This window comes from Aeromicrobium massiliense JC14 (assembly GCF_000312105.1).
Classification (GTDB): Bacteria; Actinomycetota; Actinomycetes; order Propionibacteriales; family Nocardioidaceae; genus Aeromicrobium; species Aeromicrobium massiliense.
Genome location: NZ_HE978636.1, coordinates 215,223 through 241,553, shown reverse-complemented (window position 1 = coordinate 241,553; position 26,331 = coordinate 215,223). Strand labels below are relative to the sequence as shown.

Genomic DNA, 26,331 nt, shown 5'->3' with positions numbered 1-26,331 from the left:
CCGGGCGCCGGGCCAGGAAACGTCGCCTTCCTAGCGTCGAGCCATGACCCAGAAGAAGAGGCTCGTGGTCGTCGGTGCCGGCATGGTCGCCCGTCGGCTGGTCGAGGCGCTCGTGGAGCGGGGCGCCACCCGGGACTGGACGATCGAGGTGTTCGGCGAGGAGAGCCGGCCGCCGTACGACCGCGTCGCGCTGACGTCGTTCTTCACGTTGCACGACGCCGACGAGCTGCTGCTCGGCGACCAGGCGCTGTGGCGTGAGCCCGGTGTCCGGCTGTACCGCAGCTCGCCGGTCTCGGCGATCGACCGCGAAGCGCGCACGGTCACCGCCCGCGGCACGGCCCATCCGTACGACGCGCTCGTGCTGGCCACCGGCTCGTACGCGGCCGTCCCGCCGATCGAGGGCACGGACGCCGAGGGCTGCTTCGTCTACCGGACGGTGGACGACGTCGCCGAGCTGCGCGCCTGGGTGACCGAGCGGCAGGGCGAGGGACGCCCGCCGGTGCGCGGCGTCGTGGTCGGCGGCGGCCTGCTCGGGCTCGAGGCGGCCGGGGCGCTCGAGCAGCTCGGTGCCCACGCCACCGTGGTCGAGTTCGCCGACCGGCTCATGCCGGTGCAGGTCGACCAGGCGGGCGGTGAGGCGCTGCGCCGCATCGTCGAGGGGCTCGGGGTGGACGTCCGCACGTCCACGGCCACCTCACGCATCCGGCGCGACCGGCGTGGCCGGGTCAAGCACATGGACTTCGCCGACGGTGACGGCCTGCCCGCCGACGTGGTCGTGCTGGCGACCGGGGTGCGTCCGCGCGACGAGCTCGCCCGGGCCGCCGGGCTGGACGTCCACGATCGCGGGGGCGTGATGGCCGACGCGGCCTGCCGCACGAGCGACCCGGACGTCTACGCCATCGGCGAGGTGGCCTGCGTGGCCGGACGCGTGTGGGGCCTGGTGGGGCCCGGCTACACGATGGCCGAGGTCGTCGCGGACCGGCTGCTGGGCGGCGAGGCGCGGTTCGAGGGGGCCGACCTGTCGACCAAGCTCAAGCTGCTCGGCGTGGACGTGGCCAGCTTCGGCGACGCCTTCGCCGCGACGGCCGGCAGCCTCGAGGTGGTCTACGCCGACCCCGTCGCCGGCGTCTACAAGAAGCTCGTGCTCAGCGACGACGCCTCGACGCTGCTCGGCGGCGTGCTGGTCGGCGACGCGTCCGCGTACACGACGCTGCGCCCGATGGTCGGCAACCCGCTCGGCGGTGACCCGACGGCCTGGCTGCTGCCGGACGGGGTCGAGCCGCCCAGCGCCGGTGCCCTCCCGGACGAGGCGACGGTCTGCTCGTGCAACAACGTGACCGCCGGCGCCGTCCGCTGCGCCGTCTCCGAGGGCGGCTGCACCGACGTGGCCGGGGTGAAGGCGTGCACCCGAGCCGGGACGAGCTGCGGCTCGTGCCTGCCCCTGGTCAAGACCCTCGTCAACGCCGAGCTGGAGGCGGCGGGCGTCGAGGTCAGCGACGCCCTGTGCGAGCACTTCGCGCTCAGCCGGGCCCAGCTGTTCGACGTCGTGCGGGTCAGCGGGATCACCACGTTCAGCGAGCTGGTCGAGCGGCACGGCAGCGGCCGCGGCTGTGACATCTGCCGTCCGGTCGTCGCGTCGATCCTGGCGAGCCTCGGTCACGGGCACGTGCTCGACGGCGAGAACGCTGCGCTGCAGGACACCAACGACCACGTCATGGCCAACATGCAGAAGGACGGCACGTACTCGGTCGTCCCGCGCATCCCCGGCGGCGAGGTCACGCCGGAGGGGCTCATCGCCATCGGGCAGGTCGCCGCCGACTTCGGGCTCTACACGAAGATCACCGGCGGCCAGCGGATCGACCTGTTCGGCGCGCGGATCGAGCAGCTCCCCGCCATCTGGCAGCGGCTCGTGGACGCCGGCTTCGAGTCCGGGCACGCGTACGGCAAGTCGCTGCGCACGGTGAAGTCGTGCGTCGGCCAGACCTGGTGCCGCTTCGGCGTGCAGGACTCGGTCGGCCTGGCCGTGGCGCTCGAGCTGCGCTACCGCGGCCTGCGCTCGCCGCACAAGATCAAGCTCGGCGTCTCCGGCTGCGCCCGCGAGTGCGCCGAGGCCCGGGGCAAGGACGTCGGCGTCATCGCCACCGACCAGGGCTGGAACGTCTACGTCGGCGGCAACGGTGGCTTCACGCCGCGCCACGCGCAGCTGCTGGCCGAGGACCTGAGCACCGAGGAGCTCGTCCGCACCATCGACCGCTTCCTCATGTACTACGTGCGCACCGCCGACCGCCTGCAGCGGACCGCGACGTGGCTGGAGGCGGTCGAGGGCGGGCTGGACGCCGTCCGGGCCGTGGTCATGGACGACGCGCTGGGCATCGCCGCCGACCTGGACGCCGCGATGGCCGGCCACGTCGACCGGTACGAGGACGAGTGGGCCGCGACCCTGGCCGACCCCGAGAAGCTGCGCCGGTTCAGCGCCTTCGTCAACGCCCCGGACGTCGGCGACCCCGACCTGGCGTACGTCCAGGAGCGCGGCCAGAAGCGTCCGGCCACGGCGCAGGAGCGCGGCGTGCTCATCGGCGGGCCGACCATCCCCGTGCGCGAGGCGGAGGTGCCGGCGTGAGCGGCTGGACGCGGGTGTGCGCGCTGGACGACCTGGTGCCCGACCGGGGTGCCGCCGCGCTCGTCGGCGGCGAGCAGGTGGCGCTGTTCCGGCTGGCGTCCGGCGCGGTGCACGCGGTCGACCACCGCGACCCGTTCACCGGGGCCAACGTCCTGGCCCGTGGTCTGGTCGGGTCCCGCGGGGAGCTGGCGACGGTAGCATCGCCCCTGCACAAGCAGGTCTTCTCGCTCGCGACCGGCCAGTGCCTGGACGACCCGGCGGTGCGCCTGCGCGTGTGGCCGGTGCGGGTCGCCGGCGGACAGGTCGAGGTCGCGGTGGCGGAGGACGAGGCGAAGGGGGTGGCGTGAGCGAGACGTCCCAGCTCGGGCCGGTCCTGAGCGGCGCCCGCGTCCTGGTGACCGCCCAGCGCCGGGCGGACGACATCGTCAACGCCCTGCAGCGCCGCGGGGCGTCCGTCGTGGTCGCCTCCTCGCTCGGCGTCGAGTCCCACATCGACGAGGAGAGCCTGGTCGCCGAGACCCGCGCGCTGGTCGAGCGCCCCGCCGACGTCGTGGTCGTGACCACCGGCATCGGCTTCCGCAGCTGGCTGGACACCGCCGAGTCCGTCGGGCTGGGCCACGAGCTGCTCGAGTCCTTGCAGCGCAGCCGCGTCGTCGCCCGCGGACCGAAGGCTCGCGGCGCGCTGCAGGCCGCCGGGCTGGTGCCCGACTGGGTGGCGGAGTCCGAGACGTCCGCCGAGATCGCCGACTTCCTGCGCGCCGACGGGGTGGCCGGGCAGCGCATCGTCGTCCAGCACCACGGTGCGGGTGACGACGGGCTCGAGCGCCACCTCACCGCGGCCGGCGCCACCACCGCGAGCCTGGTCGTCTACCGCTGGGGCCCGCCGGCCGACCCCGAGGCCGTCCGCCGCTCGGTGCGCGGCGCGGCGGCGGGCGGCTACGACGCGGTGCTGTTCACGTCCGCCCCGGGCGCCGCGGCGTGGCTCGAGGCGGTGCGGTCCGAGCAGGTCCTCGGCCCGGTCATGGAGCTCGTGGACGCGGGGCTCCTGCGGCTCGCCGCCGTCGGCGAGGTGACCGCCGCCCCGCTGCGCGACCTCGGCCTGGACGTCCTGGTGCCGCCGCGGGCCCGGCTCGGCGCGCTGCTGCGCAGCCTCGTGCTCGACCTCGGTGACGACGAGGCGGCGCTGCCCACCCCGTCCGGCCTGCTGCGCGTCCGGGCGACCGCCGCGACCCTCGACCACGTTCCGCTCCCGGTCTCGCCCGGGGGGCTGGCGCTGCTGCGCTGCCTGGCGGCCGACCCCGGCCGCGTCCGCAGCCGTGAGGAGCTTCTCGACGTCCTGCCCGGCGACAGCCGCGACCCGCACACCGTCGAGGTCGCCGTCGCCCGGCTGCGCGAGGCGGTCGGCCGCGAGGCCGTGCGCACCGTGGTGAAGCGCGGCTACCGGCTCGAGGTCGACGCCTGACCTCACGATCCGGCCGGCGACGCCGTGAGGTCGCCGTCACCCAGGGTTTGCGTGCGGCCACGTCCGGTGAAACACGCGCTTCCTAGCGTGGTCGGTGACCGAGGAGGTAGCCCCGTGCACCAGATCGTCGTCGCCAGCCACGGCACCCGTGACCCCCGCGGACGACGCGCCGTCGCGTCGCTCGCCGCCGCGCTGCGGGAAGTTGTCGGCCCGCTCGAGGAGTCCTTCGTCGACGTGCAGGAGCCCAGCCTCGGCGCGGTGCTGGACGCCGGCGACGGTCTTTGGGCCACGCGTCGGGTCGTCCCGCTCCTGCTGTCGGCCGGCTTCCACACCCGGGTGGACGTCGCCCGGGCCGCGGACCGGCCGGGCGTCACCGTCGCCGGGCCGATGGGGCCCGACCCGCGGCTGGTCGACGTGCTCCTCGACCGGCTGGCCGAGGTGGGCGCGACACCGGGCGACCAGGTCGTGCTCGGGGCGGCGGGCACGCGGGACCCGTCCGGCCGGGCGCACCTGGCGCTCACCGCGCGGCGGCTGTCACGGGCGTGGGGGGCGCCCGTGCCGGTCGGCGTGCTGGGCGGCACGGGTGAGCGGCTGACGGACGTCGTCGCCCGGGTGCGTCGGCCCGGACGCCGGGTGGTCGTCGCCGACTACCTGCTCGCGCCGGGCTACTTCGACGACCTCATGCGCGAGGCCGGCGCCGACCGCGTCACGGCTCCGCTGCTCGACGACCGGACGCCCGACCGCAGGATCGTCGACCTGGTCACGCACCGGTGCGCGGTGCCGGCGGCGCTCGCCGCCGCCCGCTGAGCGCTGCCAGAACCGGCCCGCGTCGGCACCGCCGGGGCGTAGCGTCCCGGTCATGACCCCGCCCGCTCCCGCCGGACCGCGCTGGCGCCTGCTCGCCGGGTACGTGCGGCCCCACCGTGCCACCTTGATCGTGTCGATCCTGCTCGGGTTCGCGGCGACCGCCGCCGAGCTGGTCGGCCCGCTGGTCACGCGGTCCGTCCTCGAGGGCCTGGAGTCCGGCGCGTCGCTGGCCGGTCCGGTGCTGCTCCTGGTCGTGGTGCTGGTGGTCGGCAACGCGATCGGCTACGTGCAGACCGTCATGCTCGGCACCATGGCCGAGCAGGTCATCCGCGGCGCTCGGCGCACGATGCTCGGCAGGCTCCTCGGTGCGCGTCCCGACGTGCTGATCGGACGCACCGGGGGTGAGATGGTCTCGCGCGTCACGTCCGACACGACGCTCATCCGAGAGGCGACCACGTCCAGCCTCGTCTACCTGGTCAACGGCGCGGTCTCCCTGGTCGGGTCCCTGGTGCTCATGGCCTACCTCGACCTCCCGTTGCTCGTGGCGACGGTGCTCGTCGTGGTGACCGGGATGGTGCTCGCCGGCTCGCTCATGCCGCTGATGGCCCGCCTGCAGCAGGAGTCGCAGGCCGAGCTGGGACACCTGGGCGCGCGGCTCGACGGCGTCGGGCGGGCGCTGCGGACGGTGAAGGCCAGCCGGGCCGAGCAGCGCGAGCTCGAACGGCTCGGCCGACACGTGGACGAGGCCGCGGCGCTCGGCGTCCGGGTCGTCCGCCTGGAGGCGGTGGCGTGGACGCTGACGGGCATCGCGGTCAACCTCGTCGTCCTGGTGGTGCTCGGGTTCGGCGCGTACCGGGTGTCGGCCGGGGCCCTCGACGTGCCGACGCTGGTGGCGTTCCTGCTCTACGTCTTCGGCCTCATGTGGCCGGTGATGATGGTGACGATGGGTCTCACGTCCCTGCAGTCCGGGCTCGCGGCCGCGGCGCGCATCGACGAGGTGGTGTCCCTCCCGCAGGAGGTCGACCCGCCCACGGCGTCCGCCGAGCCTGCCGGGACCGACCCGGACGGTCCGGTGCTCGCGCTCGAGGACGTCACCGTCCGGTACCGGCCCGACGGCCCGTTCGCGCTCGACGGGGTGAGCCTGACCATCCCGCGGCGGGGGCACACGGCGCTGGTGGGGCCGTCGGGCGCCGGCAAGACCACCGTCCTGTCGCTGCTGCTCAAGCTGCTGCACCCGGTCCGGGGCCGGGTGCTGCTCGACGGCGTGCCCTACGACGGCTGGACGGCGCACGCGGTGCGCGGCCGGCTCGGCTACGTGGAGCAGGACACGCCGCTCGTCCCCGGCTCGGTGCGCGACAACGTGGTGCACGCCGCGCCGGAGGCCGACGACGCCGCGGTGTGGGCCGCGCTGGAGGCCGTCCACCTGGCCGACACCGTCCGGGCGCTCCCGTCCGGCATCGACACGGAGGTCGACGCCACGCGGCTCTCTGGCGGTGAGCGTCAGCGCCTGGCCGTGGCCCGGGCGCTGGTCTGGCGACCGGAGGTGGTGCTGCTCGACGAGGCGACCGCCCAGCTCGACGCGCTCACGGAGTCCGCCGTGGCGGAGGGCGTGCGCCGGCTGGCTCGTGACGGGGCCGTCGTGTCCGTCGCCCACCGGCTCTCCACCGTCATGGACGCCGACCGCATCGTGCTGCTGGAGGCCGGACGCGTCCGCGCCGTCGGCCGGCACGAGGACCTGCTGTCCGACGAGCTGTACGCCGGCCTCGTCGCGGCGCTGCGCATCGGGCCGGTCGTGACGGCGCCGGAATGAGCGCGGCTCAGCCGAACGTCATCGAGAACGGGTCGGCGGCCACGGAGACGAGCGGGCGTCCGGCGGTCAGCCAGGCCAGGGGGCTCCTGGCCGGCACGTGCCAGGTCAGGCTGGTCCGACGCATCCGACCGGACGCGGCGACCTTGCTGACGAGGGCGTGCCCGTCGCGCTCCTGGGCGATGCGGCTCGCGACGCGCACCGGTGCCGCGAGGCGCCCGGCCGCGTCCTCGCTGACCGTGGCCAGCAGGCGTCCGTCCGCCGCCACGGACGTCTGCCGCCCCGGCCCGAAGGAGGCGAGCTGCTTGGGCACGGCCCACAGCGCCCGTCCGCCGGCGAGCGAGGCCTCGCTGTCGACCCAGATGTCGGTGACGCTCAGCGCCGGCCGCCGCCCCACCCGCACGAGCACGCCGGCCAGCAGCTCGCGGTAGGACAGGTCGCCGCCGGGGCGGTAGTCGACGAGCATGGTCACGGCCGCGGTGTGGCCCGGCCCGAGCGGCAGCGGCCGGGTGCCGGGCGGCAGCGCGGGGACGGCCCCGACCGGCACGCGCCAGGTCGTGATCAGGCCGCGGCCGGTCAGGTGCCACGGCTCGGGCGGGTACGCCGTGCTCACGCGGGCTCCGGCTGCGTCGTCCGCCGGGCCGCGTCGCCCTGACGCACCTCGACCACCGGCAGCCGCAGCGCCGCCGGAGCGGTCTCGGGCACGACGGGCCGGCGCGGGGCGACGGGGGAGAGGCGGCGGTAGGGCTCACCGAGGGCGGGACGCGGGTCGGCCTCGCCCCGGTTCGGCCACAGCGAGACGGCCCGCTCGGACATCGCGGTGATGGTCAGCGACGGGTTCACGCCCAGGTTCGCGCAGACCGCCGAGCCGTCGATGACGTGCAGCCCCGGGTAGCCGTGCACCCGGTGGTAGGGGTCGATGACGCCCCGCTCGGCGTCCTCACCCATGGGCACGCCGCCGAGCAGGTGCCCGGTGGTCGGGATGTCGACCAGGTCGAGCCAGGTGCCGGCCGGCTCGCCGCCGGTGTGCTGCGCGACGGCCCGGGCGGCCTCGTGGCCGAGGCGGATCCAGGTCGGGTTCGGCTCGCCCTCGCCCTGCCTCGTGCTCATCACCCGGCGACCGAGCCGCTTGCGCGTGAACGTCGACAGCGAGTTGTCGTACGTCTGCATGATCAGCAGCGGGATCGTCTCCTGCGACCAGCGCCGGGGGTTGTGGAACCACAGCAGCGAGCGGCGCTTGCGCCACATGTTGCGCAGGCCGACGCCGAGCCGTCGCTTGCCGTCGACGGGGTCGACCATCATCGCCATGAGCAGGCCCATGGTGTTGCTGCCCGGGCCGTAGCGGCACGGCTCCAGGTGGGTGTGGTCGTCCAGGTGGATCGAGGACGTGATGGAGACGCCCTCGCTGAAGTCCTGCGCGGGCTTGTGCGTCCGGACGCCGAGGATCGCCTCGGAGTTGGTGCGGGTCAGCTGCCCCAGGCGCGGCGACAGGCCGGGCAGCGACCCGTTGTCGCGCAGCCGGTGCAGCAGCCGCTGGGTGCCGATCGCCGCGGCGCTGAACACGACCTGCTCGGCGGTGAACGTCCGGCTCCGGTGGCGGGCCGCATTGTTCGTGCCGCGGGTGTGCACCGCGTAGCCGCCGCCGGGCCGCGGACGCACGTCGGTCACGGTGGTCAGCGCGTGCACCTGCGCGCCAGCCTGCTCGGCCAGGTACAGGTAGTTCTTCACCGTCGTGTTCTTCGCCCCGAGGTTGCAGCCGGTCATGCAGTCGCCGCAGTGGATGCAGGTCGTCCGCTCCGGGCCGGCGCCGCCGAAGTACGGGTCGGCGACCTTCGTCCCCGGCGCGATGCCGCGGCTCTCGCCGAACAGCACGCCCACGTCGGTCGGCCCGAACGTGTCCTCCACGCCCATCGCCCGGGCGGCGCCGAGCACGGCCTCGTCCGACGGGGTGAGGCGCGGGTACGCCTCGACGCCGAGCATCCGCTTGGCCTGGTCGTAGGCCGGGGCGAGCTCGGCCTTCCAGTCGGTGAACCGGGCCCAGCTGGAGTCGCGGAAGAAGCCGTCCTTGGGCTCGTAGAGCGTGTTGGCGTAGACCAGCGAGCCGCCGCCGACGCCCGCGCCGCTGAGCACGAGCACGTCCTTGAGCAGCGTGATCTTCTGGATGCCCAGCAGCCCGGCGGCCGGGGCGAACAGGTAGTCGCGCGCCCGCCAGGACGTCTTCGCCAGCTCGTCGTCGGCGAACCGGCGGCCCGCCTCCAGGACGCCGACGCGGTAGCCCTTCTCGGTGAGGCGCAGCGCGGTGACGCTGCCCCCGAACCCCGAGCCGATGACCAGGACGTCGTAGTCGTGCCGGGCCTCGCTCATGCGGGCACCTCCTCGTAGTCGGACCACCGGACGGTCTCGAGCCGGTGGGCGTACTCGGCCGTGCGGCCGGGCCAGTTCGTGCTGATGTGCCCGTCGTCGCCGCGGTACCAGCTGGCGCAGCCGGTCCAGACGCTGCCGTCCAGCCGGGTGCGCATCTCGTCCTCGAACGCCGTCGCGACGTCGGGACGGACGTCGAGCCGGGTGCCGGGCCGCTCGGCCAGGCGGCGGACGAGCTGGGCGACGTAGCGCGCCTGGGGCTCGAGCATGCCCAGGATCGAGCTGCCGCCCAGGTTCGTGTGCGGTCCGTAGAGGCAGTAGAAGCCCGGGAACCCGGGCACGGCCACGCCCAGGTGGGCGCTGGCGCCGTCGGCCCACTGCTCGTGCAGGTCGCGGCCGCCGACGCCGGTGACGGTCAGCGTCGACAGGAAGTCGGTGGCGGCGAACCCGGTGCCCCACAGCAGCACGTCCGCCTCGTGCAGGACACCGTCGGCGGTGCGGACGCCCGCGGGCTCGATCCGCTCGATCCGCTCGGTGACCACGTCCACGTGGGGCGCGTCGAGCGTCGGGTACCAGTCGTTGGAGAAGAGCAGCCGCTTGCAGCCGAGCGGGTAGTCGGGCACGAGCCGCGCGCGCAGGGCCGGGTCCTTGACCTGGTGGCGCAGGTGCAGGCGCCACACGCCGCGGAGCACCTTCGTGAGCGGGCCGTCCTGGCCGAGCGCGGCGTTGAGCTGCTCGGTGAGCCGGAAGATCGCCGCGCGCTCGAGCCGGCGCAGGCGGGGAAGGCGGTCCACGACGCGGTGGTACAGCCGCCCGTGCCGGTGGTCGGGCTTGGGGACGACGTACGGTGCCGAGCGCTGCACGACCGTCACGTGCGCGGCCTGGCGCGCGACCTGCGGCACGAACTGGATGGCGCTCGCCCCGGTGCCGACGACCACGACCCGCCGGCCGGTGAGGTCGACGTCGTGGCGCCACTGCGCGGAGTGGAACGCCGGACCGGCGAACGTCTCGCGCCCGGGTAGGTCGGGCACGACGGGCTCGGACAGCTGGCCCACGGCCGAGACGACGACGTCGGTCTCGATCGTCTCGCCGTCGGCGGTGGTGACCTGCCAGGTGCGGGTCGGCTCGTCGTAACGGGCCGCGGTCACCGCGGTCTTGGTGCGCACCAGGTCGCGCAGCCCGCGCGCCGCCGCGGTGTCGCGGATGTAGTCGAGGATCTCCGGCTGCGGCGCGTACCGCCGACCCCACGGCCGGTCGGCCGCCCACGACCAGGAGTACAGGGACGACGGCACGTCGCACGCGGCGCCGGGATAGGTGTTGTCGCGCCAGACGCCGCCGACCTCGTCGGCCCGCTCCAGCACCTGCACGTCGGCGACGCCGGTGCGCTGCAGCTCGGCGGCCGCGGCCAGGCCGCCGAAGCCGGCGCCGACGACCAGGACTCGGACTCGTGGGGTGCTCACCCTCGGCAGGCTAGGCGCGGACGAGTGTGACCGGGAGCACGTCAGCGGCCAGATACGGCATGATGACGGCCATGTCCCTCGCGCTGCTGCCCTCCCAGGCCGGCTGGGACTTCCCGCGGGCCGCGGCCGGCCTCGAGCCCGTGCTGAGCCTGACCGATGCGCTCAAGGTGCCCCGCTCGGCGGTGTTCGCCGGCGTCCGGCTGCCGGTGGACGGCCGCGACCCGGACGCGATGATGACCGCCCGCCAGGAGCTCGACGTCATGACGAACGTCGCGCGCGAGCTGACCCGGCGCGGCGTGCCGGCGGTCGAGCTGGGCCGGCGCTACCACCTGACGACGTTCGGCGTGCTGGGCTTCGCCATGCAGTCGGCCCCCACGTTCGGCGCCGCCATGGAGGTCGGCCTGCGCTTCCTGGACCTCAGCCACTCCTTCGCCACGCCGTCGGTCACCGGCGACGAGCGCGGCGTGCGCGTCACCGTGCGGCGTCCGCCGGACGTGCCCGACGACGTCGGCCGGTTCCTGGCCGAGCGCGACCTCGCCGCGATCAGCCAGCTCATGCGCGAGGCGCTGCCCGGGGCCGAGGCCGGCCTGGTCGTGCAGCTCACCGGCGACGCGCCCGCCGACCCGCGCCCGTACCGCGCGGTGCTCGGCACCGAGCCGCGGTGGGGCAGCCCCACGGACGCGCTCGTGCTCGACCCGGCGCTGCTCGACACCCCGCTCCCGCAGGCCAGCGCGGCGACGCACGCCTGGTGCTCGCGGTTGTGCGCCGATCTCGCCGCCGCGCGCCGCGGCGACGCCGGCCTGGACCAGGTGCGGGTGCTCGTCTCCCAGCTGCTCCCGTCGGGCGCGGCCATGAAGGACGTCGCCGACGCGCTCGGCACCAGCGAGCGCACGCTGCGCCGGCGGCTCGCCGAGGCGGGGGCGACGTACCGCGAGGTGCTCGAGGACGTCCGGCGCAGCGCCGCGCCGGGCCTGCTCGAGTCGGGCCTGTCCACCGAGGACGTGGCCGCCCGGCTCGGGTACGCCGACGCGGCCGGGTTCGCGCACGCGTACCGCCGCTGGTTCGGCCTCGGACCCGGCGCCCGGCGGCGCTGACCCGCGCGCGACGCGCCACGGAAGCCGTGACGCAGGCCGCCCGGACCTGATTTGTGCTATCGGGGGATCGTCTGACAGACTAGTCAGGTTGCTCCGGTGGGTTCGCTGGGGCGTCGTCGCACGATCTCCCCCTCGGGGCCGGGGTCACGACGTCGCCGGACCTGAGAACCTGCCTGGCCCGCGGAACCTCTTCGGAGGGGCTGCAGGCCCAACTCACCAACTCGAGATCGGCACATCGATGGCGCTACGCGCCGCGACACGCCCGACCTCGGGGGTCGGAGGGGGAGTAGCCGTTCTCCCCCGGCCGGGGCGAGAACGACAAGCGGTAAACGACGAGAAGGACGAACTGAGAGCATGGCGGGACAGAAGATCCGCATCAGGCTCAAGGCCTACGACCACGAGGTGATCGACACCTCGGCGCGCAAGATCGTCGACACGGTCACGCGCACGGGTGCGAAGGTGGCCGGGCCGGTGCCGTTGCCGACCGAGAAGAACGTGTTCTGCGTGATCCGTTCGCCCCACAAGTACAAGGACAGCCGCGAGCACTTCGAGATGCGTACGCACAAGCGGCTCATCGACATCATCGACCCGACGCCCAAGACCGTCGACTCGCTCATGCGTCTCGACCTGCCTGCCGGCGTCGACATCGAGATCAAGCTCTGAGGGGTAGACGACCTATGAGCACGACTTCCACCGCGAACGCGCGCGGCCTCCTCGGCCGCAAGCTCGGCATGACCCAGGTCTGGGACGCCGACAACCGCGTCATCCCCGTGACCGTGATCGCTGCCGACACCAACGTCGTCACGCAGATCCGCACGCAGGAGACCGACGGCTACACCGCCGTCCAGATCGGCTTCGGCGAGATCGACGGCCGCAAGGTGAACAAGCCGGAGTCCGGCCACTTCGCCAAGGCCGGCGTGACGCCGCGCCGCCACGTCGTCGAGATCCGCACCGAGCTGGTCGCCGACTACACGCTGGGCCAGGAGGTCTCCCCGGAGATCTTCGCCGCGGGCGACGTCGTCGACGTCACCGGCACCAGCAAGGGCAAGGGCTTCGCCGGCGTCATGAAGCGTCACGGCTTCGCCGGCGTGAGCGCCTCGCACGGCGCGCACCGCAACCACCGCAAGCCGGGCTCGATCGGTGGCTGCGCCACCCCGGGTCGCGTCTTCAAGGGCCTGCGCATGGCCGGCCACATGGGCACCGACACCGTCACCACGCAGAACCTCAAGGTTCACGCGGTCGACGCGGAGAAGGGCCTCATCCTCGTCAAGGGCGCCGTGCCCGGTCCCAAGGGCCAGCTCGTCGTCATCCGCAACGCCGCGAAGGGAGCCTGACGCCATGGCGAAGACCGTTGACGTCGACCTGCCCGTCGACCTGTTCGGTGCGCAGACGAACGTCCCGCTCATCCACCAGGTCGTCACCGCGCAGCTCGCTGCCGCCCGTCAGGGCACGCACGACACCAAGAGCCGCGGCGAGGTCCGCGGTGGTGGCAAGAAGCCGTACCGCCAGAAGGGCACCGGCCGCGCCCGTCAGGGCTCGATCCGCGCTCCCCAGTACACCGGTGGTGGCGTGGTGCACGGCCCGACGCCGCGCAGCTACGACCAGCGCACGCCCAAGAAGATGAAGGCCGCCGCCCTGCGCGGTGCCCTCTCGGACCGGGCCCGCTCGGGTCGCCTGCACGTCGTCGACAGCCTGGTCACGGGCGACGCCCCGTCGACCAAGGTCGCCGTCGAGGCCCTGCTGGCCATCTCGACCCGTCCGCGCGTCCTGGTGGTCATCGACCGCAACGACGAGCTGACGATCAAGAGCCTGCGCAACGCCAAGCAGGTCTGGCTGATCAGCTACGACCAGCTCAACACCTACGACGTCGTCCGCAGCGACGACGTGGTCTTCACGCAGGCCGCGTTCGACGCCTTCGTGGCCGCTCGTTCGGCCGAGGGTGTCGAGACGGTCAAGCTGAGCGCCGCCGTCACCGAGGCTCCGGCTCCGGCCGCCGCCCCGAAGAAGGCTGCGCCCAAGAAGGCCGCCGCCCCCAAGGCCGAGAAGACCGAGGCTCCGGCCGAGGCCGCCGCCGAGGGTGCGACCAAGACCCAGCCGTACGGCCCGGGCTCGAAGGCGCCGCTCAAGAGCGGCAACGCGCCCAAGGGTCACGAGGTCAAGGGTGCTGCCGGCTCCTACTACACCGCGGACGACGCCGGCTACGCCGACGCCGAGGCCGAGGTGTGGTTCGACTCCGCCGAGACGGCCCAGGCCGCGGGCTTCACCGCAGGAGGTAGCAAGTGACCACGCAGCGCAAGGACCACCGTGACGTCCTGCTCGCCCCGGTCGTCAGCGAGAAGACCTACCGTCTGATCGAGGACAACAAGTACACCTTCGAGGTGCACCCGGACGCGAACAAGACCGAGATCAAGATCGCCGTGGAGAACATCTTCGGCGTCAAGGTCACGGCCGTGAACACGCTCAACCGCGTGGGCAAGGTCCGTCGTACCCGCAACGGCGAGGGCAAGCGCAAGGACACCAAGCGCGCCATCGTCTCCGTCGCGGCCGGCCAGACCATCGACATCTTCTCGGCGCCGAGCGCCTGAGACGACGAGGACTGATTTTTCATGGCTATCCGTAAGTACAAGCCGACCACCCCGGGCCGTCGTGGCTCGAGCGTGGCCGACTTCGCCGAGATCACCCGCACCACGCCGGAGAAGTCGCTGGTCGAGCCGCTGCCCAAGAAGGGCGGCCGCAACAACCAGGGACGGATCACGACGCGTCACCAGGGCGGCGGTCACAAGCGCGCCTACCGCGTCATCGACTTCAAGCGTTACGACAAGGACGGCGTGCCGGCCAAGGTCGCTCACATCGAGTACGACCCGAACCGCACCGCCCGCATCGCGCTGCTGCACTACGCCGACGGCGAGAAGCGCTACATCATCTGCCCCGAGGGTCTGCGTCAGGGCATGACGGTGGAGTCCGGCACCGGTGCCGACATCAAGCCCGGCAACAACCTGCCGCTGCGCAACATCCCCGTCGGCTCGGTCATCCACAACATCGAGCTCCGCCCCGGTGGCGGCGCGAAGATGGGCCGCTCGGCCGGTGCCCGCGTCCAGCTGGTCGCCCGTGAGGGCAACCGCGCGCAGCTGCGTCTCCCCTCGGGCGAGATGCGCTACGTGGACGTCCGCTGCCGCGCCACCATCGGCGAGGTCGGCAACTCCGAGCAGTCGAACATCAACTGGGGCAAGGCCGGCCGCAAGCGCTGGAAGGGCGTCCGCCCGACCGTCCGCGGTGTCGCCATGAACCCGATCGACCACCCGCACGGTGGCGGTGAGGGCAAGACCTCCGGTGGTCGCCACCCGGTCAGCCCGTGGGGCAAGCCCGAGGGCCGTACGCGCAAGCGCAAGGCCAGCGACCAGCTCATCGTCCGTCGCCGCAAGACCGGCAAGCGGTAAGGAAGGACTGACCCATGCCGCGTAGTTTGAAGAAGGGCCCGTTCATCGACGGCCACCTCGAGAAGAAGGTGGACGCTCAGAACGAGGCCGGAACCCACCAGGTGATCAAGACCTGGTCGCGTCGCTCCATGATCCTGCCGTCCTTCATCGGACACACGATCGCCGTGCACGACGGCCGCAAGCACGTCCCGGTCTTCGTCACCGACTCGATGGTCGGCCACAAGCTCGGAGAGTTCGCGCCCACGCGCACCTTCCGTGGCCACGAGAAGGACGACCGGAAGGCGAAGCGCCGATGACCGCCGCGACCCGTCAGAACACCAGTGCCCGTCGGGACAGCCTCCTCGGTGACGAGGCCGGCTCCTTCGCGGTCGCGCGCTTCGTGCGCGTCACCCCGCAGAAGGCCCGCCGTGTGGCCGCGCTCGTGCGCGGCGCCGACGTCGACAGCGCGCTGGCGACCCTGCAGTTCGCTCCGCAGGCCGCCTCCGAGGTCTTCTACAAGCTCGTCCAGTCGGCCGTGGCCAACGCGACGAGCACCGAGGACCTGGACCGCGCGAACCTCGTCGTGAGCAAGGTCCTCGTCGACGAGGGCCCGACCATGAAGCGTTGGCGGCCGCGCGCCAAGGGCGCTGCCAACCGAATCCTCAAGCGCACCAGCCACATCACCGTGGTCGTGCAGCCTGCGGACGACACGAACAAGAAGGGTGGGAACCGCTAGTGGGACAGAAGATCAACCCGCACGGCTTCCGACTGGGCATCTCGACCGACCACAAGAGCCGCTGGTACGCGGACAAGCTGTACAGCAGCTACGTCGGCGAGGACGTCAAGATCCGCAAGCTGCTGACCAAGGGCATGGATCGCGCCGGCATCAGCAAGGTGGAGATCGAGCGCACGCGTGAGCGTGTCCGCGTCGACATCCACACCGCGCGTCCGGGCATCGTCATCGGTCGCCGTGGCGCCGAGGCCGACCGCATCCGCGGCGACCTGGAGAAGCTCACCGGCAAGCAGGTGCAGCTGAACATCCTCGAGGTCAAGAACTCGGAGATGGACGCGCAGCTGGTCGCCCAGGGCGTCGCCGAGCAGCTCTCCGGTCGTGTGCAGTTCCGTCGCGCCATGCGCAAGGCGATGCAGTCGACGATGCGCTCGGGCGCCAAGGGTATCCGCATCCAGTGCTCCGGCCGTCTCGGCGGCGCCGAGATGAGCCGCTCGGAGTTCTACCGCGAGGGTCGCGTGCCGCTGCACACCCTGCGTGCGGACGTCGACTACGGCTTCTACGAGGCCAAGACGACCTTCGGCCGCATCGGCGTGAAGGTCTGGATCTACAAGGGCGAGGTCGCCGGCACCCGCGCCGAGCGCGAGGCCGAGGCGGCCAAGCGCGCTGCGGCCCCCGGTGGTCGCCGTCCCGCCCGTGGTGGTCGTCGTCCCGAGCGTCCCGCTCGCGACGGTCAGCCCACCGAGGCTGCGCCCGCGGCCGAGGCCGCTGCGGCGCCGAGTGGAGAGGCCAGCTGATGCTGATTCCCCGCAGGGTCAAGTACCGCAAGCAGCACCACCCGAAGCGCCGAGGCATGGCCAAGGGCGGCACGCAGCTGGCGTTCGGCGAGTACGGCATCCAGGCTGTCGAGGGTCACTACGTGACCAACCGACAGATCGAGTCCGCTCGTATCGCCATGACGCGCCACATCAAGCGTGGCGGCAAGGTGTGGATCAACATCTACCCGGACCGTCCCCTGACCAAGAAGCCCGCCGAGACCCGCATGGGCTCGGGCAAGGGCTCGCCGGAGTGGTGGGTCGCCAACGTCAAGCCCGGACGCGTCATGTTCGAGCTGTCCGGCGTCCCGGAGGACGTGGCCCGCGAGGCGATGCGCCGCGCGATCCACAAGCTGCCCATGAAGGCCCGATTCATCACGCGAGAGGGTGATCAGTGATGGCGAACGCCACCACCGCCGCCGACCTGCGTGGCCTGTCGGCCGACGACCTGGCCGCGAAGCTGCGCGAGGCCAAGGAGGAGCTGTTCAACCTCCGCTTCCAGAACGCGACCGGTCAGCTCGAGAACAACGCCCGCCTGCGCACCGTCCGCAAGGACATCGCCCGGATCTACACGGTCCTGCGCGAGCGCGAGCTGGGCATCGTCGAGGACAACGAGGTCTCGGCATGAGCGCGAACAAGAAGGAAGATGCCGTGAACGAGCGGAGCGCCCGCAAGGTCCGTGAAGGCCTGGTCGTCAGCGACAAGATGGACAAGACCGTCGTCGTGAACGTCGAGGACCACGTCAAGCACGCCCTGTACGGCAAGGTCCAGCGCCGTAACACCAAGCTCAAGGCCCACGACGAGACCAACGCCGCCGGCGTCGGCGACCGCGTCCGCATCATGGAGACGCGACCGCTGTCGGCGACCAAGCGCTGGCGCGTCGTCGAGGTCCTCGAGAAGGCCAAGTAGGAGACGATCGATGATTCAGCAGGAGTCGCGACTCAAGGTCGCCGACAACACCGGTGCGAAGGAGATCCTCTGCATCCGTGTGCTCGGCGGCTCCGGCCGGCGCTACGCCGGCATCGGTGACACGATCGTCGCCACCGTCAAGGACGCCATCCCCGGCGGAAACGTCAAGAAGGGTGATGTCGTCAAGGCCGTCATCGTCCGGACCGTGAAGGAGCGCCGTCGCCCCGACGGTTCCTACATCAAGTTCGACGAGAACGCGGCCGTCATCCTGAAGGCCGACGGAGACCCGCGCGGCACGCGCATCTTCGGCCCGGTCGGCCGTGAGCTTCGTGACAAGAAGTTCATGCGCATCATCTCGCTCGCTCCGGAGGTGCTCTGAGATGGCTCTGTCCATCAAGAAGGGTGACCAGGTCAAGGTCATCGCCGGCAAGGACAAGGGTGTCGAGGGCAAGGTCATCGAGGTCCTGACCGACGCGCAGCGCGTCGTCGTCGAGGGCGTCAACCGCGTCAAGAAGCACACCAAGGCCGGCCAGCCCGGCGCCGGCACCTCGGGCGGCATCATCACCGCCGAGGCGTCGATCCACGTCTCGAACGTGCAGCTGCTGGTCGACGGCGACGACGGCAAGACCACGTCGCGCGTCGGCTACCGCCGCGACGACGTCACCAAGCGTCGTCCCGACGGCTCCACGTACGAGGCCCAGCGCTCCGTGCGCATCGCCAAGAAGACCGGAAAGGAGATCTGAGCATGGCGACCACGACCGAGATCCCTCGTCTCAAGGCCCGCTACCGCGAGGAGATCCTCCCCGCGCTGCGTGACCAGCTCGAGATCAAGAACGTCATGCAGGTCCCCGGCCTGACCAAGATCGTCGTCAACATGGGTGTCGGCGACGCGGCCAAGGACGGCAAGCTGATCGAGGGCGCCGTGCGCGACCTCACCGCGATCACCGGCCAGAAGCCGCAGGTCACCAAGGCCCGCAAGTCCATCGCGCAGTTCAAGCTGCGCGAGGGCATGCCGATCGGCGCGCACGTCACGCTGCGCGGCGACCGCATGTGGGAGTTCCTGGACCGCCTGCTGACGCTGGCGCTCCCGCGCATCCGCGACTTCCGCGGCCTGTCGCCCAAGCAGTTCGACGGCCGGGGCAACTACACGTTCGGTCTCACGGAGCAGGTCATGTTCCACGAGATCGATCAGGACAAGGTCGATCGTCAGCGCGGCATGGACATCACCATCGTCACGACGGCGACCACCGACGAGGAGGGGCGCGCGCTCCTCAAGCTCCTCGGCTTCCCCTACAAGGAGAACTGACATGGCGAAGACTGCCCTCCGGGTCAAGCAGGCCCGCAAGCAGAAGTTCGCGGTGCGCGAGTACACCCGCTGCCAGCGCTGCGGTCGTCCGCGTGCGGTCTTCCGCAAGTTCGGCCTCTGCCGCATCTGCCTTCGCGAGATGGCGCACCGCGGCGAGCTCCCGGGCATCACCAAGAGCTCCTGGTAATTCACCTCTGATGCCGTAGGTCCTCCCACACCGTCCGCTCCGGCGGCTGGGACGGGATGCGAAACCGCGGCAGGAACGGAAACACAGCAATGACAATGACGGACCCGATCGCGGACATGCTCACGCGTGTGCGCAACGGCAACCAGGCGTACCACGACTCCGTGACCATGCCGTTCTCGAAGCTGAAGGCCGGCGTCGCCGAGATCCTGAAGCGCGAGGGCTACATCACCGACTTCTCGGTGAAGGAGCCCAGCGAGGGCGAGGTGGGCAAGTCGCTCACCATCACGCTGAAGTACGGCAAGCACCGCGAGCGCTCGATCGCCGGCATCCGCCGCATCAGCAAGCCGGGCCTGCGCGTGTACGCGAAGTCCAACAACCTGCCCAAGGTCCTGGGCGGTCTCGGCGTGGCGATCATCTCCACGTCCCAGGGACTGCTCACCGACCGTGAGGCCAACAGCAAGGGTGTAGGCGGAGAAGTCCTCGCCTACGTCTGGTGAGAGGGGACGTTTCATGTCGCGCATTGGCAAGATTCCCGTTCCCGTGCCCGCGAACGTCACTGTGACGATCGACGGCCAGGACGTCACCGTCAAGGGTCCGAAGGGCGAGCTCTCGCACTCGGTCGCCGAGCCGATCACCGTCGCCAAGAGCGAGGACGGATCGCTGCTCGTCGAGCGCCCGAACGACGAGCGTCGTAGCAAGGCCCTCCACGGCCTGTCGCGCACCCTCGTCAACAACATGATCGTGGGCGTCACCGACGGCTACGAGAAGAAGCTCGAGATCGTCGGCGTCGGCTACCGCGTGCTGGCCAAGGGCCCGTCCGCGATCGAGCTGAACCTCGGTTTCAGCCACTCGGTCCCGATCGAGGCGCCCGAGGGCATCACCTTCACCGTCGAGTCCGCCACGAAGTTCGCGGTCCTCGGCATCGACAAGCAGAAGGTCGGCGAGGTCGCGGCGAACATCCGCAAGCTGCGCAAGCCCGAGCCGTACAAGGGCAAGGGTGTCCGGTACGCCGGCGAGCGCGTCCTGCGCAAGGCCGGAAAGGCTGGTAAGTAACCATGGCGATCTCCATCAAGCACAACAAGACCGTCAAGGGCCGCACCGCGTCGCGCCTGCGTCGTCAGATCCGCGGCCGCAAGAAGCTCAGCGGCTCGGCCGAGCGTCCGCGCCTGGTCGTCACCCGCTCGAGCAAGCACATCGTCGCCCAGGTCGTCAACGACCTGGAGGGCCGCACGCTCGCGTCGGCCTCGACGATGGAGGCGGACCTGCGCTCGTTCGAGGGCGACAAGTCCGCCAAGGCCCGCAAGGTCGGCGAGCTCGTCGCCGACCGTGCGAAGGCCGCCGGCATCGACACGGTCGTCTTCGACCGCGCCGGCAACAAGTACGCCGGCCGTGTCGCCGCGCTGGCTGACGGCGCGCGCGAGAAGGGGCTGACGTTCTGATGACCGGCTGCACGAACATGACTGACAAGAGGAGTGCCTCATGAGCGGAACCCAGCGTCGAGGCGGCGGCGATCGCCGCGGCGGACGCGGCGGAGACCGCAACGCCGAGAAGTCCAACTACATCGAGAAGGTCGTCACGATCAACCGTGTCGCCAAGGTCGTGAAGGGTGGACGTCGCTTCAGCTTCACCGCCCTCGTGATCGTCGGTGACGGTGACGGCATGGTCGGTGTCGGCTACGGCAAGGCCAAGGAAGTTCCCACGGCTATCGCCAAGGGTGTCGAGGAGGCGAAGAAGAGCTTCTTCCGCGTCCCCCGCATCCAGGGCACCATCCCGCACCCGGTGCAGGGCGAGAAGGCGGCCGGTGTCGTCTTCCTGCGTCCGGCCTCGCCCGGTACCGGCGTCATCGCCGGTGGTCCGGTGCGCGCCGTGCTGGAGGCCGCGGGCGTCCACGACATCCTGTCGAAGTCGCTCGGCTCGTCGAACGCGATCAACATCGTCCACGCGACGGTCGAGGCGCTGCGCTCTCTCGAGTCGCCCGAGTCCGTGGCCGCGCGCCGTGGCCTCGAGGTCGAGCAGGTCGCCCCGGCGGCCCTGCTCAAGGCCGGCAAGGAGTCGTCGGCTCCGGCGGAGGTGACGGTCTGATGACCAAGCTGCAGGTCACCCAGGTCAAGTCGGGCATCGGTCGCCAGCAGAACCAGCGCCACACGCTGCGTTCGCTGGGCCTCAAGCGCATCGGCGACATCAGCGTCGTCGAGGACCGCCCCGAGATCCGCGGGATGATCAACACCATCCCGCACCTCGTCACCGTCGAGGAGGTCGACTGACATGACGCTCAAGCTCCATCACCTGCGTCCTGCCCCCGGCGCCAAGACCGCGAAGACCCGTGTGGGTCGCGGTGAAGGCTCCAAGGGCAAGACCGCCGGCCGTGGCACCAAGGGCACCGGTGCCCGTTACCAGGTGCCGGTCGGCTTCGAGGGCGGCCAGGTCCCGATCCACATGCGTCTCCCCAAGCTGAAGGGCTTCAAGAACCCCTTCCGCGAGGAGTACCAGGTCGTGAACCTGGACCGCATCTCCGAGCTCTTCCCCGAGGGCGGCGCGATCGACGTCGACGCCCTCGTGGGTGCGGGCGCCGTGCGCAAGGGCCACAAGGTCAAGGTGCTCGGCCAGGGCGACCTGACCGTCAAGGTCCAGGTCACCGCGCACAAGTTCTCGGCCTCGGCCAAGAACAAGATCGAAGCCGCCGGAGGCAGCACCACCGAGGTGTGAGTCCGCCACAGGATCCGCCGGGACCCCACGGGAGTCCCGGCGGATTTTGTGTCTTGTTAGAGTCTGCGAGGCGGGTCTGCCGCCCGCCCACCCATGGCCGCCCGGGGACGCCCCGGGCACTCGAGGAGGAACGTCGTGCTCAGCGCCTTCGCTAACGCGTTCAAGACGCCCGAGCTGCGTCGCAAGATGCTGTTCGTCCTGGGCATCCTGGTGCTCTTCCGACTGGGCTCGACCGTGCCCGCACCCGGCATCAACGTGCCGAACGTGCAGCGGTGCGTCGACCTCGCGTCGTCCGGTGACAACAGCAGCCTGTTCGCGCTGATCAACGTCTTCTCGGGCGGCGCGCTGCTCCAGCTGACGGTCTTCGCGCTCGGGATCATGCCCTACATCACCGCCAGCATCATCCTTCAGCTGCTCGTCGTGGTCATCCCGCGGCTCGAGGCGCTGAAGAAGGAGGGCCAGTCCGGCCAGGCGAAGATCACGCAGTACACGCGCTACCTGACCCTCGGTCTGGCCGTGCTGCAGGCGACCGGCATCGTCGCGCTCGCGCGCAGCGGCCAGCTCTTCGGCGGCATCGACTGCGGCGCACTGCTCTACAACGAGGACAGCATCCTGTCCTTCCTGCTCATCGTCCTGACGATGGTCGCCGGCACCTCGATGATCATGTGGTTCGGCGAGCTGATCACCGACCGCGGCGTCGGCAACGGCATGTCGCTGCTGATCTTCACCCAGGTCGTCGCCACGTTCCCCGGCGCCATGTGGCAGATCCGCCAGCAGAACGGCTGGACGACCTTCACGATCGTCTGCCTGGTCGGCCTCGTGGTCGTCGCCGGCGTCATCTTCATCGAGCAGGCCCAGCGCCGCATCCCGGTGCAGTACGCCAAGCGCATGGTCGGACGCCGCATGTTCGGCGGCTCCTCGACCTACATCCCGCTCAAGGTCAACCAGGCCGGCATCATCCCGGTCATCTTCGCCTCGAGCCTCATGTACCTCCCGGCCCTGGCCGCGCAGTTCAACCAGGACAAGCCCTGGGCGCAGTGGATCAACGACAACTTCGTGCGCGGCGACCACCCGCTGTACATGGCCACGTTCGTCGTGCTCATCGTCTTCTTCGCCTACTTCTACGTGTCGATCACCTTCAACCCGGAGGAGATCGCCGACAACATGAAGAAGTACGGCGGCTTCATCCCGGGCATCCGCGCGGGCCGCCCGACGCAGGACTACCTGGCGTACGTCCTGAGCCGCATCACGGCTCCCGGCGCGACGTACCTGGCGCTCATCTCGCTGATCCCGATGATCGCCGTCGCGGTCCTCGGCGCCAGCCAGAACTTCCCGTTCGGCGGCACGACGATCCTCATCATCGTCGGCGTCGGCCTGGACACCGTGAAGCAGATCGAGAGCCAGCTCCAGCAGCGCAACTACGAAGGGTTCCTGCGTTAATGCGACTCCTCATCATGGGCCCGCCCGGTGCGGGCAAGGGCACCCAGGCCGTGCAGCTCGCCGAGCGCCTGGGGGCGGCCCACATCTCGACCGGTGACATCTTCCGGGCGAACGTCTCGCAGCAGACCGAGCTGGGCAAGAAGGCCCAGCGGTACATGGACGCCGGCGAGTACGTGCCCGACGAGGTCACCAACGCCATGGTGAAGGACCGGCTGGCCCAGCCGGACGCGCAGGCCGGCTTCATCCTCGACGGCTACCCGCGCACGACCGACCAGGTCGCCACGCTCGACGCCATCCTCGACGACCTGGGCACGAGCCTGGACGCCGTGCTGTCGCTCAAGGTCGACCCCGAGGAGCTCATCGCCCGGCTGCTGAAGCGGGCGCAGGACAGCGGACGATCCGACGACACCGAGGACGTCATCCGGCACCGCCAGGAGGTCTACACCAAGGAGACCTCCCCGCTGCTCGCCGTGTACGCCGAGCGCGGGCTGCTTCGCGAGGTCGACGGCATCGGCTCGGTCGAGCAGGTGGCCGAGCGCATCCACGCCGCCCTCGACCGCTGAGCCCCGTGCTGTTCGACCGCGGGATCGAGCTCAAGACCCCCGCCCAGCTGCGCGTCATGCGCGAGGCCGGCCTGGTCGTCGCCCACACGCTCGCCCGGCTGCGTGACCAGGTCGCCGCGGGCATGACGACCGCCGACCTCGACGCGATCGCCCGGGCCGCGATCGCCGAGATGGGCGCGACCTCGAACTTCCTGGGCTACCACGGCTTCCCGGGCGTCATCTGCACGTCGGTCAACGACGAGGTCGTCCACGGCATCCCCGGCGACCGGGTGATCGCCGACGGCGACGTCGTGTCGATCGACTGCGGCGCCGTCGTCGACGGCTGGCACGGCGACTCCGCCGTCACGGTCGCGGTGGGGGAGGTGCCCGAGCGCGTCCAGGACCTGCTGCGGGTCACCGAGCAGGCCATGTGGCACGGCGTCTCGGCCGCTCACGACGGTGGCCGTGTTGGCGACGTCGGCCACGCGGTGCAGACGTACGTCGCGTCCCAGGGCGAGTACGGCATCGTCACCGGCTACACCGGCCACGGCATCGGCACGGCCATGCACCAGCCGCCGGACGTCCCCAACGTCGGCCGTCCCGGCAAGGGGGCCCGGCTGAAGGCGGGCATGGCCATCGCCGTGGAGCCGATGATCACGCTCGGCACGTCCCAGACCCGCACGCTCGAGGACGACTGGACGGTCGTGAGCCTGGACGGCTCGTGGGCCGCCCACTTCGAGCACAGCGTGGCCATCACCGCTGACGGCCTGTGGGTGCTCACCGCGCCCGACGGCGGGCGGGCCGCGCTGGAGGCGCTCGGCGCCCCCTACGCCGGCGACTGACCGCCCCGACGCACTTCTTCCCGCACAGCACTGCGCCCGCCGCCCCCGAGGGGACGGCGGGCGCGGTCGCGTCCGGCGGGGTCGGGCCCGCCGCGGCTCAGCGGACGGTGCCGGTGCGGCGGCTCGTGATCCGCTTGGTCGTGTAGCCCGTGGAGCTGACCGTGACCTTGACCGAGATGCGGTGCCGCCGGTCGGCCGTCGTCAGGCGGTACGACGACTTCGTGGCGCCCTTGATCGTGCGGCCGTCGCGCAGCCACTGGTAGCGGACGGTGCGCTGCCCGGTGACCGGACGCTTGACCGCGACGGTCGCCTTGAGCTTGCCCCGCACCTTCGCGGTGCCCTTGACCGTCACCGAGGCGCTGATCGTGCCGTTGGCCACGCGGCCCGTGGCGGCGGAGGTCGCCGTCGCGGTGTCGTAGCCCGCGGCCGTCCCCGTGACCTGGACGGTGATGCGCTTGCCACGCAGCTGCGGGGTCAGCGTGAGGCGCGAGGTGGTCGCGCCGCTCACGACGCGTCCGTCGGCCAGCCAGCGGTACTGGTAGCGCGCGCCCGGCGCCCACGACAGGCCGTTGACGGCCAGGTCGCGACCCACGGCGGCGGTGCCGCGCAGCGTCGGCGTGGTGCGGCGCATCGTGCCGTTGACGATCGCGGACCCGGCGGCGGAGGTCGACGACACGTCGACGTAGCCGCTGCGCGAGGCCGTGGCCACGACGCCGAGCCGCTTGCCACGGTCCTGCCCTCGCGGCGTGTACGTGCGGCCGGTGGCGCCGGGGATCGCCACGCCGTCGAGCGTCCACGCGTAGCGGACGGAGACGTCGTCGCGGGAGAACCCGGCGTCCGCGGTGGCGGTCGCTCCGACCGCCTTGCCGCCGGTGAACGTCGTCGGACGCTTCACCGTGAGCGTGCCCCACGGGACGGCGACGGCGGTCGAGGAGACCGTGGTGGTGCTGTACGCAGCCCGGCTCGCCGACACCGCGACGGTCAGCTTCTTGCCCGCGGCCGAGCCCGGAACGGTGAGCGTCGCCGAGGTGGCGCCGGGGATCGGCTTCCCGTCGGCCATCCACTGGTAGCGCAGCGTCAGCCCGGGGACGTTCCAGGTGCCGCCGGTGGCGCGGACGACCTGGTCGACGCGGGCGGTGCCGGACATCGCGGGCCGCACGGTGGTGGCCAGGCTGCCGGGCAGGACGCGGCTGGCCGCGGAGTAGAGCGTGGAGGTCTCCAGGGTGCCGCGCTTGACGACGACCCGGACGGCCAGCGCCTTGTTCAGCTGCTCCTGCGTGGGCTTGAACGACTGCGTGCCCGCGCCCGAGATCGACTTGCCGTCGGCCTGCCAGCGGTAGGTGATCGAGTCGGCCGCGACCTTCGGCGCCGGGGTGATGGTGGACGCGTTGAGCGTGGCGCCGACCTTGACCGTGCCCGACACCGTCGGCTTGGCCAGGGTGGGCAGGCTCATGACCAGGAAGCCGCTCGGCCACCGGCCGGAGTCCTCGCGGTTGATCTGGCGCCAGCGCAGCAGGGGTCCGCCCCAGCTGGACTCGGAGATGATGATCGACTTCGTGCCGACCTTCTCGACGTAGGCGACGTGACCGGCCGAGCCGCTGTGCGGGAACCAGGCGATCGAGCCCACGGTGGGCGTCTGTGTCAGGTACTGCGACATGGCGACGCCCCAGTTCTTGGCGTTGCCGCTACCGGTCCAGGGACGGGTGCTGGTGACGCCCTGGCTGGTGATCAGCCGGTACGCCGCGTAGTTCGTGCAGTTCGCGCCGCTGAACATGTTCCAGTACATCTTCGAGCTGGCCGTGCCGTACCCGAAGTCGGAGTAGCCGG

General features: G+C 71.6%; 34 protein-coding genes. 30 read left to right on the top strand and 4 right to left on the bottom strand.

Annotated features, from left to right (window positions below; genetic code table 11):
• Positions 1 to 43: 43 nt before the first annotated feature.
• From nirB to HGAM_RS01235, 5 genes are all read left to right on the top strand, one after another.
• Positions 44 to 2,620 carry a nitrite reductase large subunit NirB gene (gene nirB / locus HGAM_RS20820; RefSeq protein ID WP_019143655.1) on the top strand — a complete coding sequence of 859 codons (2,577 nt, stop codon included), beginning with the start codon at positions 44 to 46 and terminating at the stop codon, positions 2,618 to 2,620.
• Positions 2,617 to 2,967, top strand: a complete 351-nt coding sequence (gene nirD / locus HGAM_RS01250; RefSeq protein WP_019143654.1) for a nitrite reductase small subunit NirD — start codon at positions 2,617 to 2,619, stop codon at positions 2,965 to 2,967. The genes nirB and nirD overlap by 4 nt, the downstream gene beginning before the upstream one ends.
• Positions 2,964 to 4,082: a uroporphyrinogen-III synthase gene (locus tag HGAM_RS01245; RefSeq protein ID WP_019143653.1), complete on the top strand. Its 1,119-nt coding sequence runs from the start codon at positions 2,964 to 2,966 to the stop codon at positions 4,080 to 4,082. Before nirD ends, HGAM_RS01245 begins: the two co-directional genes overlap by 4 nt.
• A 114-nt stretch (positions 4,083 to 4,196) precedes the next feature.
• On the top strand, positions 4,197 to 4,889 hold the full coding sequence (locus tag HGAM_RS01240; protein WP_019143652.1) for a sirohydrochlorin chelatase: 693 nt from the start codon (positions 4,197 to 4,199) through the stop codon (positions 4,887 to 4,889).
• A 52-nt stretch (positions 4,890 to 4,941) separates the two neighbouring features.
• The gene (locus HGAM_RS01235; RefSeq protein WP_019143651.1) at positions 4,942 to 6,699 is read left to right on the top strand and encodes an ABC transporter ATP-binding protein; all 1,758 of its coding nucleotides are present in this window, start codon (positions 4,942 to 4,944) and stop codon (positions 6,697 to 6,699) included.
• Positions 6,700 to 6,706: 7 nt separating this feature from the next.
• Here HGAM_RS01235 and HGAM_RS01230 read toward each other — a convergent pair whose 3' ends face one another.
• From HGAM_RS01230 to HGAM_RS01220, 3 genes are read right to left on the bottom strand one after another with little or no spacing between them, the layout of a single operon-like run.
• Entirely contained in the window at positions 6,707 to 7,309 is a 603-nt protein-coding gene (locus HGAM_RS01230) for an acetoacetate decarboxylase family protein (protein ID WP_019143650.1), read from the bottom strand.
• A complete protein-coding gene (locus tag HGAM_RS17140) occupies positions 7,306 to 9,060 on the bottom strand; it encodes an FAD-dependent oxidoreductase (protein WP_019143649.1) in 1,755 nt (584 codons plus the stop codon). Before HGAM_RS17140 ends, HGAM_RS01230 begins: the two co-directional genes overlap by 4 nt.
• Positions 9,057 to 10,517, bottom strand: a complete 1,461-nt coding sequence (locus tag HGAM_RS01220) for a flavin-containing monooxygenase (protein ID WP_019143648.1) — start codon at positions 10,515 to 10,517, stop codon at positions 9,057 to 9,059. Before HGAM_RS01220 ends, HGAM_RS17140 begins: the two co-directional genes overlap by 4 nt.
• 71 nt (positions 10,518 to 10,588) lie before the next feature.
• On the opposite strand from HGAM_RS01220, the gene HGAM_RS01215 reads away from it, so the two are divergent.
• From HGAM_RS01215 to map, 25 genes are all read left to right on the top strand, one after another.
• Positions 10,589 to 11,611: an AraC family transcriptional regulator gene (locus HGAM_RS01215; RefSeq protein ID WP_038951461.1), complete on the top strand. Its 1,023-nt coding sequence runs from the start codon at positions 10,589 to 10,591 to the stop codon at positions 11,609 to 11,611.
• Positions 11,612 to 11,965: 354 nt separating this feature from the next.
• Complete coding sequence (gene rpsJ / locus HGAM_RS01210) at positions 11,966 to 12,274, top strand: 30S ribosomal protein S10 (protein WP_007078637.1); 309 nt, start codon at positions 11,966 to 11,968, stop codon at positions 12,272 to 12,274.
• 14 nt (positions 12,275 to 12,288) lie between these two features.
• The gene (gene rplC / locus HGAM_RS01205) at positions 12,289 to 12,945 is read left to right on the top strand and encodes a 50S ribosomal protein L3 (protein WP_019143646.1); all 657 of its coding nucleotides are present in this window, start codon (positions 12,289 to 12,291) and stop codon (positions 12,943 to 12,945) included.
• A gap of 4 nt (positions 12,946 to 12,949) precedes the next feature.
• On the top strand, positions 12,950 to 13,894 hold the full coding sequence (rplD, locus tag HGAM_RS21040) for a 50S ribosomal protein L4, sunset domain variant (protein WP_019143645.1): 945 nt from the start codon (positions 12,950 to 12,952) through the stop codon (positions 13,892 to 13,894).
• Entirely contained in the window at positions 13,891 to 14,196 is a 306-nt protein-coding gene (gene rplW / locus HGAM_RS01195) for a 50S ribosomal protein L23 (protein WP_019143644.1), read from the top strand. Before rplD ends, rplW begins: the two co-directional genes overlap by 4 nt.
• Before the next feature lie 21 nt (positions 14,197 to 14,217).
• Entirely contained in the window at positions 14,218 to 15,048 is an 831-nt protein-coding gene (gene rplB / locus HGAM_RS01190; RefSeq protein ID WP_038951460.1) for a 50S ribosomal protein L2, read from the top strand.
• A gap of 14 nt (positions 15,049 to 15,062) precedes the next feature.
• Positions 15,063 to 15,344 carry a 30S ribosomal protein S19 gene (gene rpsS / locus HGAM_RS01185; protein ID WP_038951459.1) on the top strand — a complete coding sequence of 94 codons (282 nt, stop codon included), beginning with the start codon at positions 15,063 to 15,065 and terminating at the stop codon, positions 15,342 to 15,344.
• Positions 15,341 to 15,763 (top strand): 50S ribosomal protein L22, encoded by a 423-nt coding sequence (gene rplV, locus HGAM_RS01180; RefSeq protein ID WP_019143641.1) that lies wholly within the window; start codon positions 15,341 to 15,343, stop codon positions 15,761 to 15,763. The genes rpsS and rplV overlap by 4 nt, the downstream gene beginning before the upstream one ends.
• Positions 15,763 to 16,554, top strand: coding sequence for a 30S ribosomal protein S3 (gene rpsC, locus HGAM_RS01175; RefSeq protein WP_019143640.1), 792 nt, complete (start codon positions 15,763 to 15,765; stop codon positions 16,552 to 16,554). Before rplV ends, rpsC begins: the two co-directional genes overlap by 1 nt.
• Positions 16,554 to 16,970, top strand: coding sequence for a 50S ribosomal protein L16 (gene rplP / locus HGAM_RS01170; protein ID WP_019143639.1), 417 nt, complete (start codon positions 16,554 to 16,556; stop codon positions 16,968 to 16,970). Before rpsC ends, rplP begins: the two co-directional genes overlap by 1 nt.
• Positions 16,970 to 17,200 (top strand): 50S ribosomal protein L29, encoded by a 231-nt coding sequence (gene rpmC / locus HGAM_RS01165; RefSeq protein WP_019143638.1) that lies wholly within the window; start codon positions 16,970 to 16,972, stop codon positions 17,198 to 17,200. Before rplP ends, rpmC begins: the two co-directional genes overlap by 1 nt.
• A complete protein-coding gene (gene rpsQ, locus HGAM_RS01160; RefSeq protein WP_020691490.1) occupies positions 17,197 to 17,481 on the top strand; it encodes a 30S ribosomal protein S17 in 285 nt (94 codons plus the stop codon). Before rpmC ends, rpsQ begins: the two co-directional genes overlap by 4 nt.
• A 10-nt stretch (positions 17,482 to 17,491) precedes the next feature.
• Entirely contained in the window at positions 17,492 to 17,860 is a 369-nt protein-coding gene (rplN, locus tag HGAM_RS01155) for a 50S ribosomal protein L14 (RefSeq protein ID WP_019143636.1), read from the top strand.
• Between the two features lies 1 nt (position 17,861).
• On the top strand, positions 17,862 to 18,224 hold the full coding sequence (gene rplX / locus HGAM_RS01150) for a 50S ribosomal protein L24 (RefSeq protein ID WP_019143635.1): 363 nt from the start codon (positions 17,862 to 17,864) through the stop codon (positions 18,222 to 18,224).
• A 2-nt stretch (positions 18,225 to 18,226) separates the two neighbouring features.
• Positions 18,227 to 18,787 carry a 50S ribosomal protein L5 gene (gene rplE, locus HGAM_RS01145; RefSeq protein WP_019143634.1) on the top strand — a complete coding sequence of 187 codons (561 nt, stop codon included), beginning with the start codon at positions 18,227 to 18,229 and terminating at the stop codon, positions 18,785 to 18,787.
• 1 nt (position 18,788) lies between these two features.
• On the top strand, positions 18,789 to 18,974 hold the full coding sequence (locus tag HGAM_RS01140) for a type Z 30S ribosomal protein S14 (protein WP_019143633.1): 186 nt from the start codon (positions 18,789 to 18,791) through the stop codon (positions 18,972 to 18,974).
• A gap of 89 nt (positions 18,975 to 19,063) precedes the next feature.
• Positions 19,064 to 19,471 carry a 30S ribosomal protein S8 gene (gene rpsH, locus HGAM_RS01135; RefSeq protein WP_038951457.1) on the top strand — a complete coding sequence of 136 codons (408 nt, stop codon included), beginning with the start codon at positions 19,064 to 19,066 and terminating at the stop codon, positions 19,469 to 19,471.
• 13 nt (positions 19,472 to 19,484) lie between these two features.
• The gene (gene rplF / locus HGAM_RS01130; RefSeq protein WP_020691491.1) at positions 19,485 to 20,027 is read left to right on the top strand and encodes a 50S ribosomal protein L6; all 543 of its coding nucleotides are present in this window, start codon (positions 19,485 to 19,487) and stop codon (positions 20,025 to 20,027) included.
• Between the two features lie 2 nt (positions 20,028 to 20,029).
• On the top strand, positions 20,030 to 20,413 hold the full coding sequence (gene rplR / locus HGAM_RS01125) for a 50S ribosomal protein L18 (RefSeq protein WP_019143630.1): 384 nt from the start codon (positions 20,030 to 20,032) through the stop codon (positions 20,411 to 20,413).
• Positions 20,414 to 20,453: 40 nt separating this feature from the next.
• Positions 20,454 to 21,056, top strand: coding sequence for a 30S ribosomal protein S5 (gene rpsE, locus HGAM_RS01120; RefSeq protein ID WP_019143629.1), 603 nt, complete (start codon positions 20,454 to 20,456; stop codon positions 21,054 to 21,056).
• A complete protein-coding gene (gene rpmD / locus HGAM_RS01115; protein ID WP_019143628.1) occupies positions 21,056 to 21,238 on the top strand; it encodes a 50S ribosomal protein L30 in 183 nt (60 codons plus the stop codon). Before rpsE ends, rpmD begins: the two co-directional genes overlap by 1 nt.
• A 1-nt stretch (position 21,239) precedes the next feature.
• Positions 21,240 to 21,680, top strand: coding sequence for a 50S ribosomal protein L15 (gene rplO, locus HGAM_RS01110; protein WP_019143627.1), 441 nt, complete (start codon positions 21,240 to 21,242; stop codon positions 21,678 to 21,680).
• A gap of 135 nt (positions 21,681 to 21,815) precedes the next feature.
• Positions 21,816 to 23,120: a preprotein translocase subunit SecY gene (secY, locus tag HGAM_RS01105; RefSeq protein ID WP_019143626.1), complete on the top strand. Its 1,305-nt coding sequence runs from the start codon at positions 21,816 to 21,818 to the stop codon at positions 23,118 to 23,120.
• The gene (locus HGAM_RS01100) at positions 23,120 to 23,683 is read left to right on the top strand and encodes an adenylate kinase (protein WP_019143625.1); all 564 of its coding nucleotides are present in this window, start codon (positions 23,120 to 23,122) and stop codon (positions 23,681 to 23,683) included. The genes secY and HGAM_RS01100 overlap by 1 nt, the downstream gene beginning before the upstream one ends.
• A gap of 8 nt (positions 23,684 to 23,691) precedes the next feature.
• Positions 23,692 to 24,504 carry a type I methionyl aminopeptidase gene (map, locus tag HGAM_RS01095; RefSeq protein WP_038951456.1) on the top strand — a complete coding sequence of 271 codons (813 nt, stop codon included), beginning with the start codon at positions 23,692 to 23,694 and terminating at the stop codon, positions 24,502 to 24,504.
• A 97-nt stretch (positions 24,505 to 24,601) separates the two neighbouring features.
• Here map and HGAM_RS17135 read toward each other — a convergent pair.
• Positions 24,602 to 26,331: CHAP domain-containing protein (locus HGAM_RS17135; RefSeq protein ID WP_172636410.1), on the bottom strand; the 1,730-nt coding region annotated here is incomplete at its 5' end.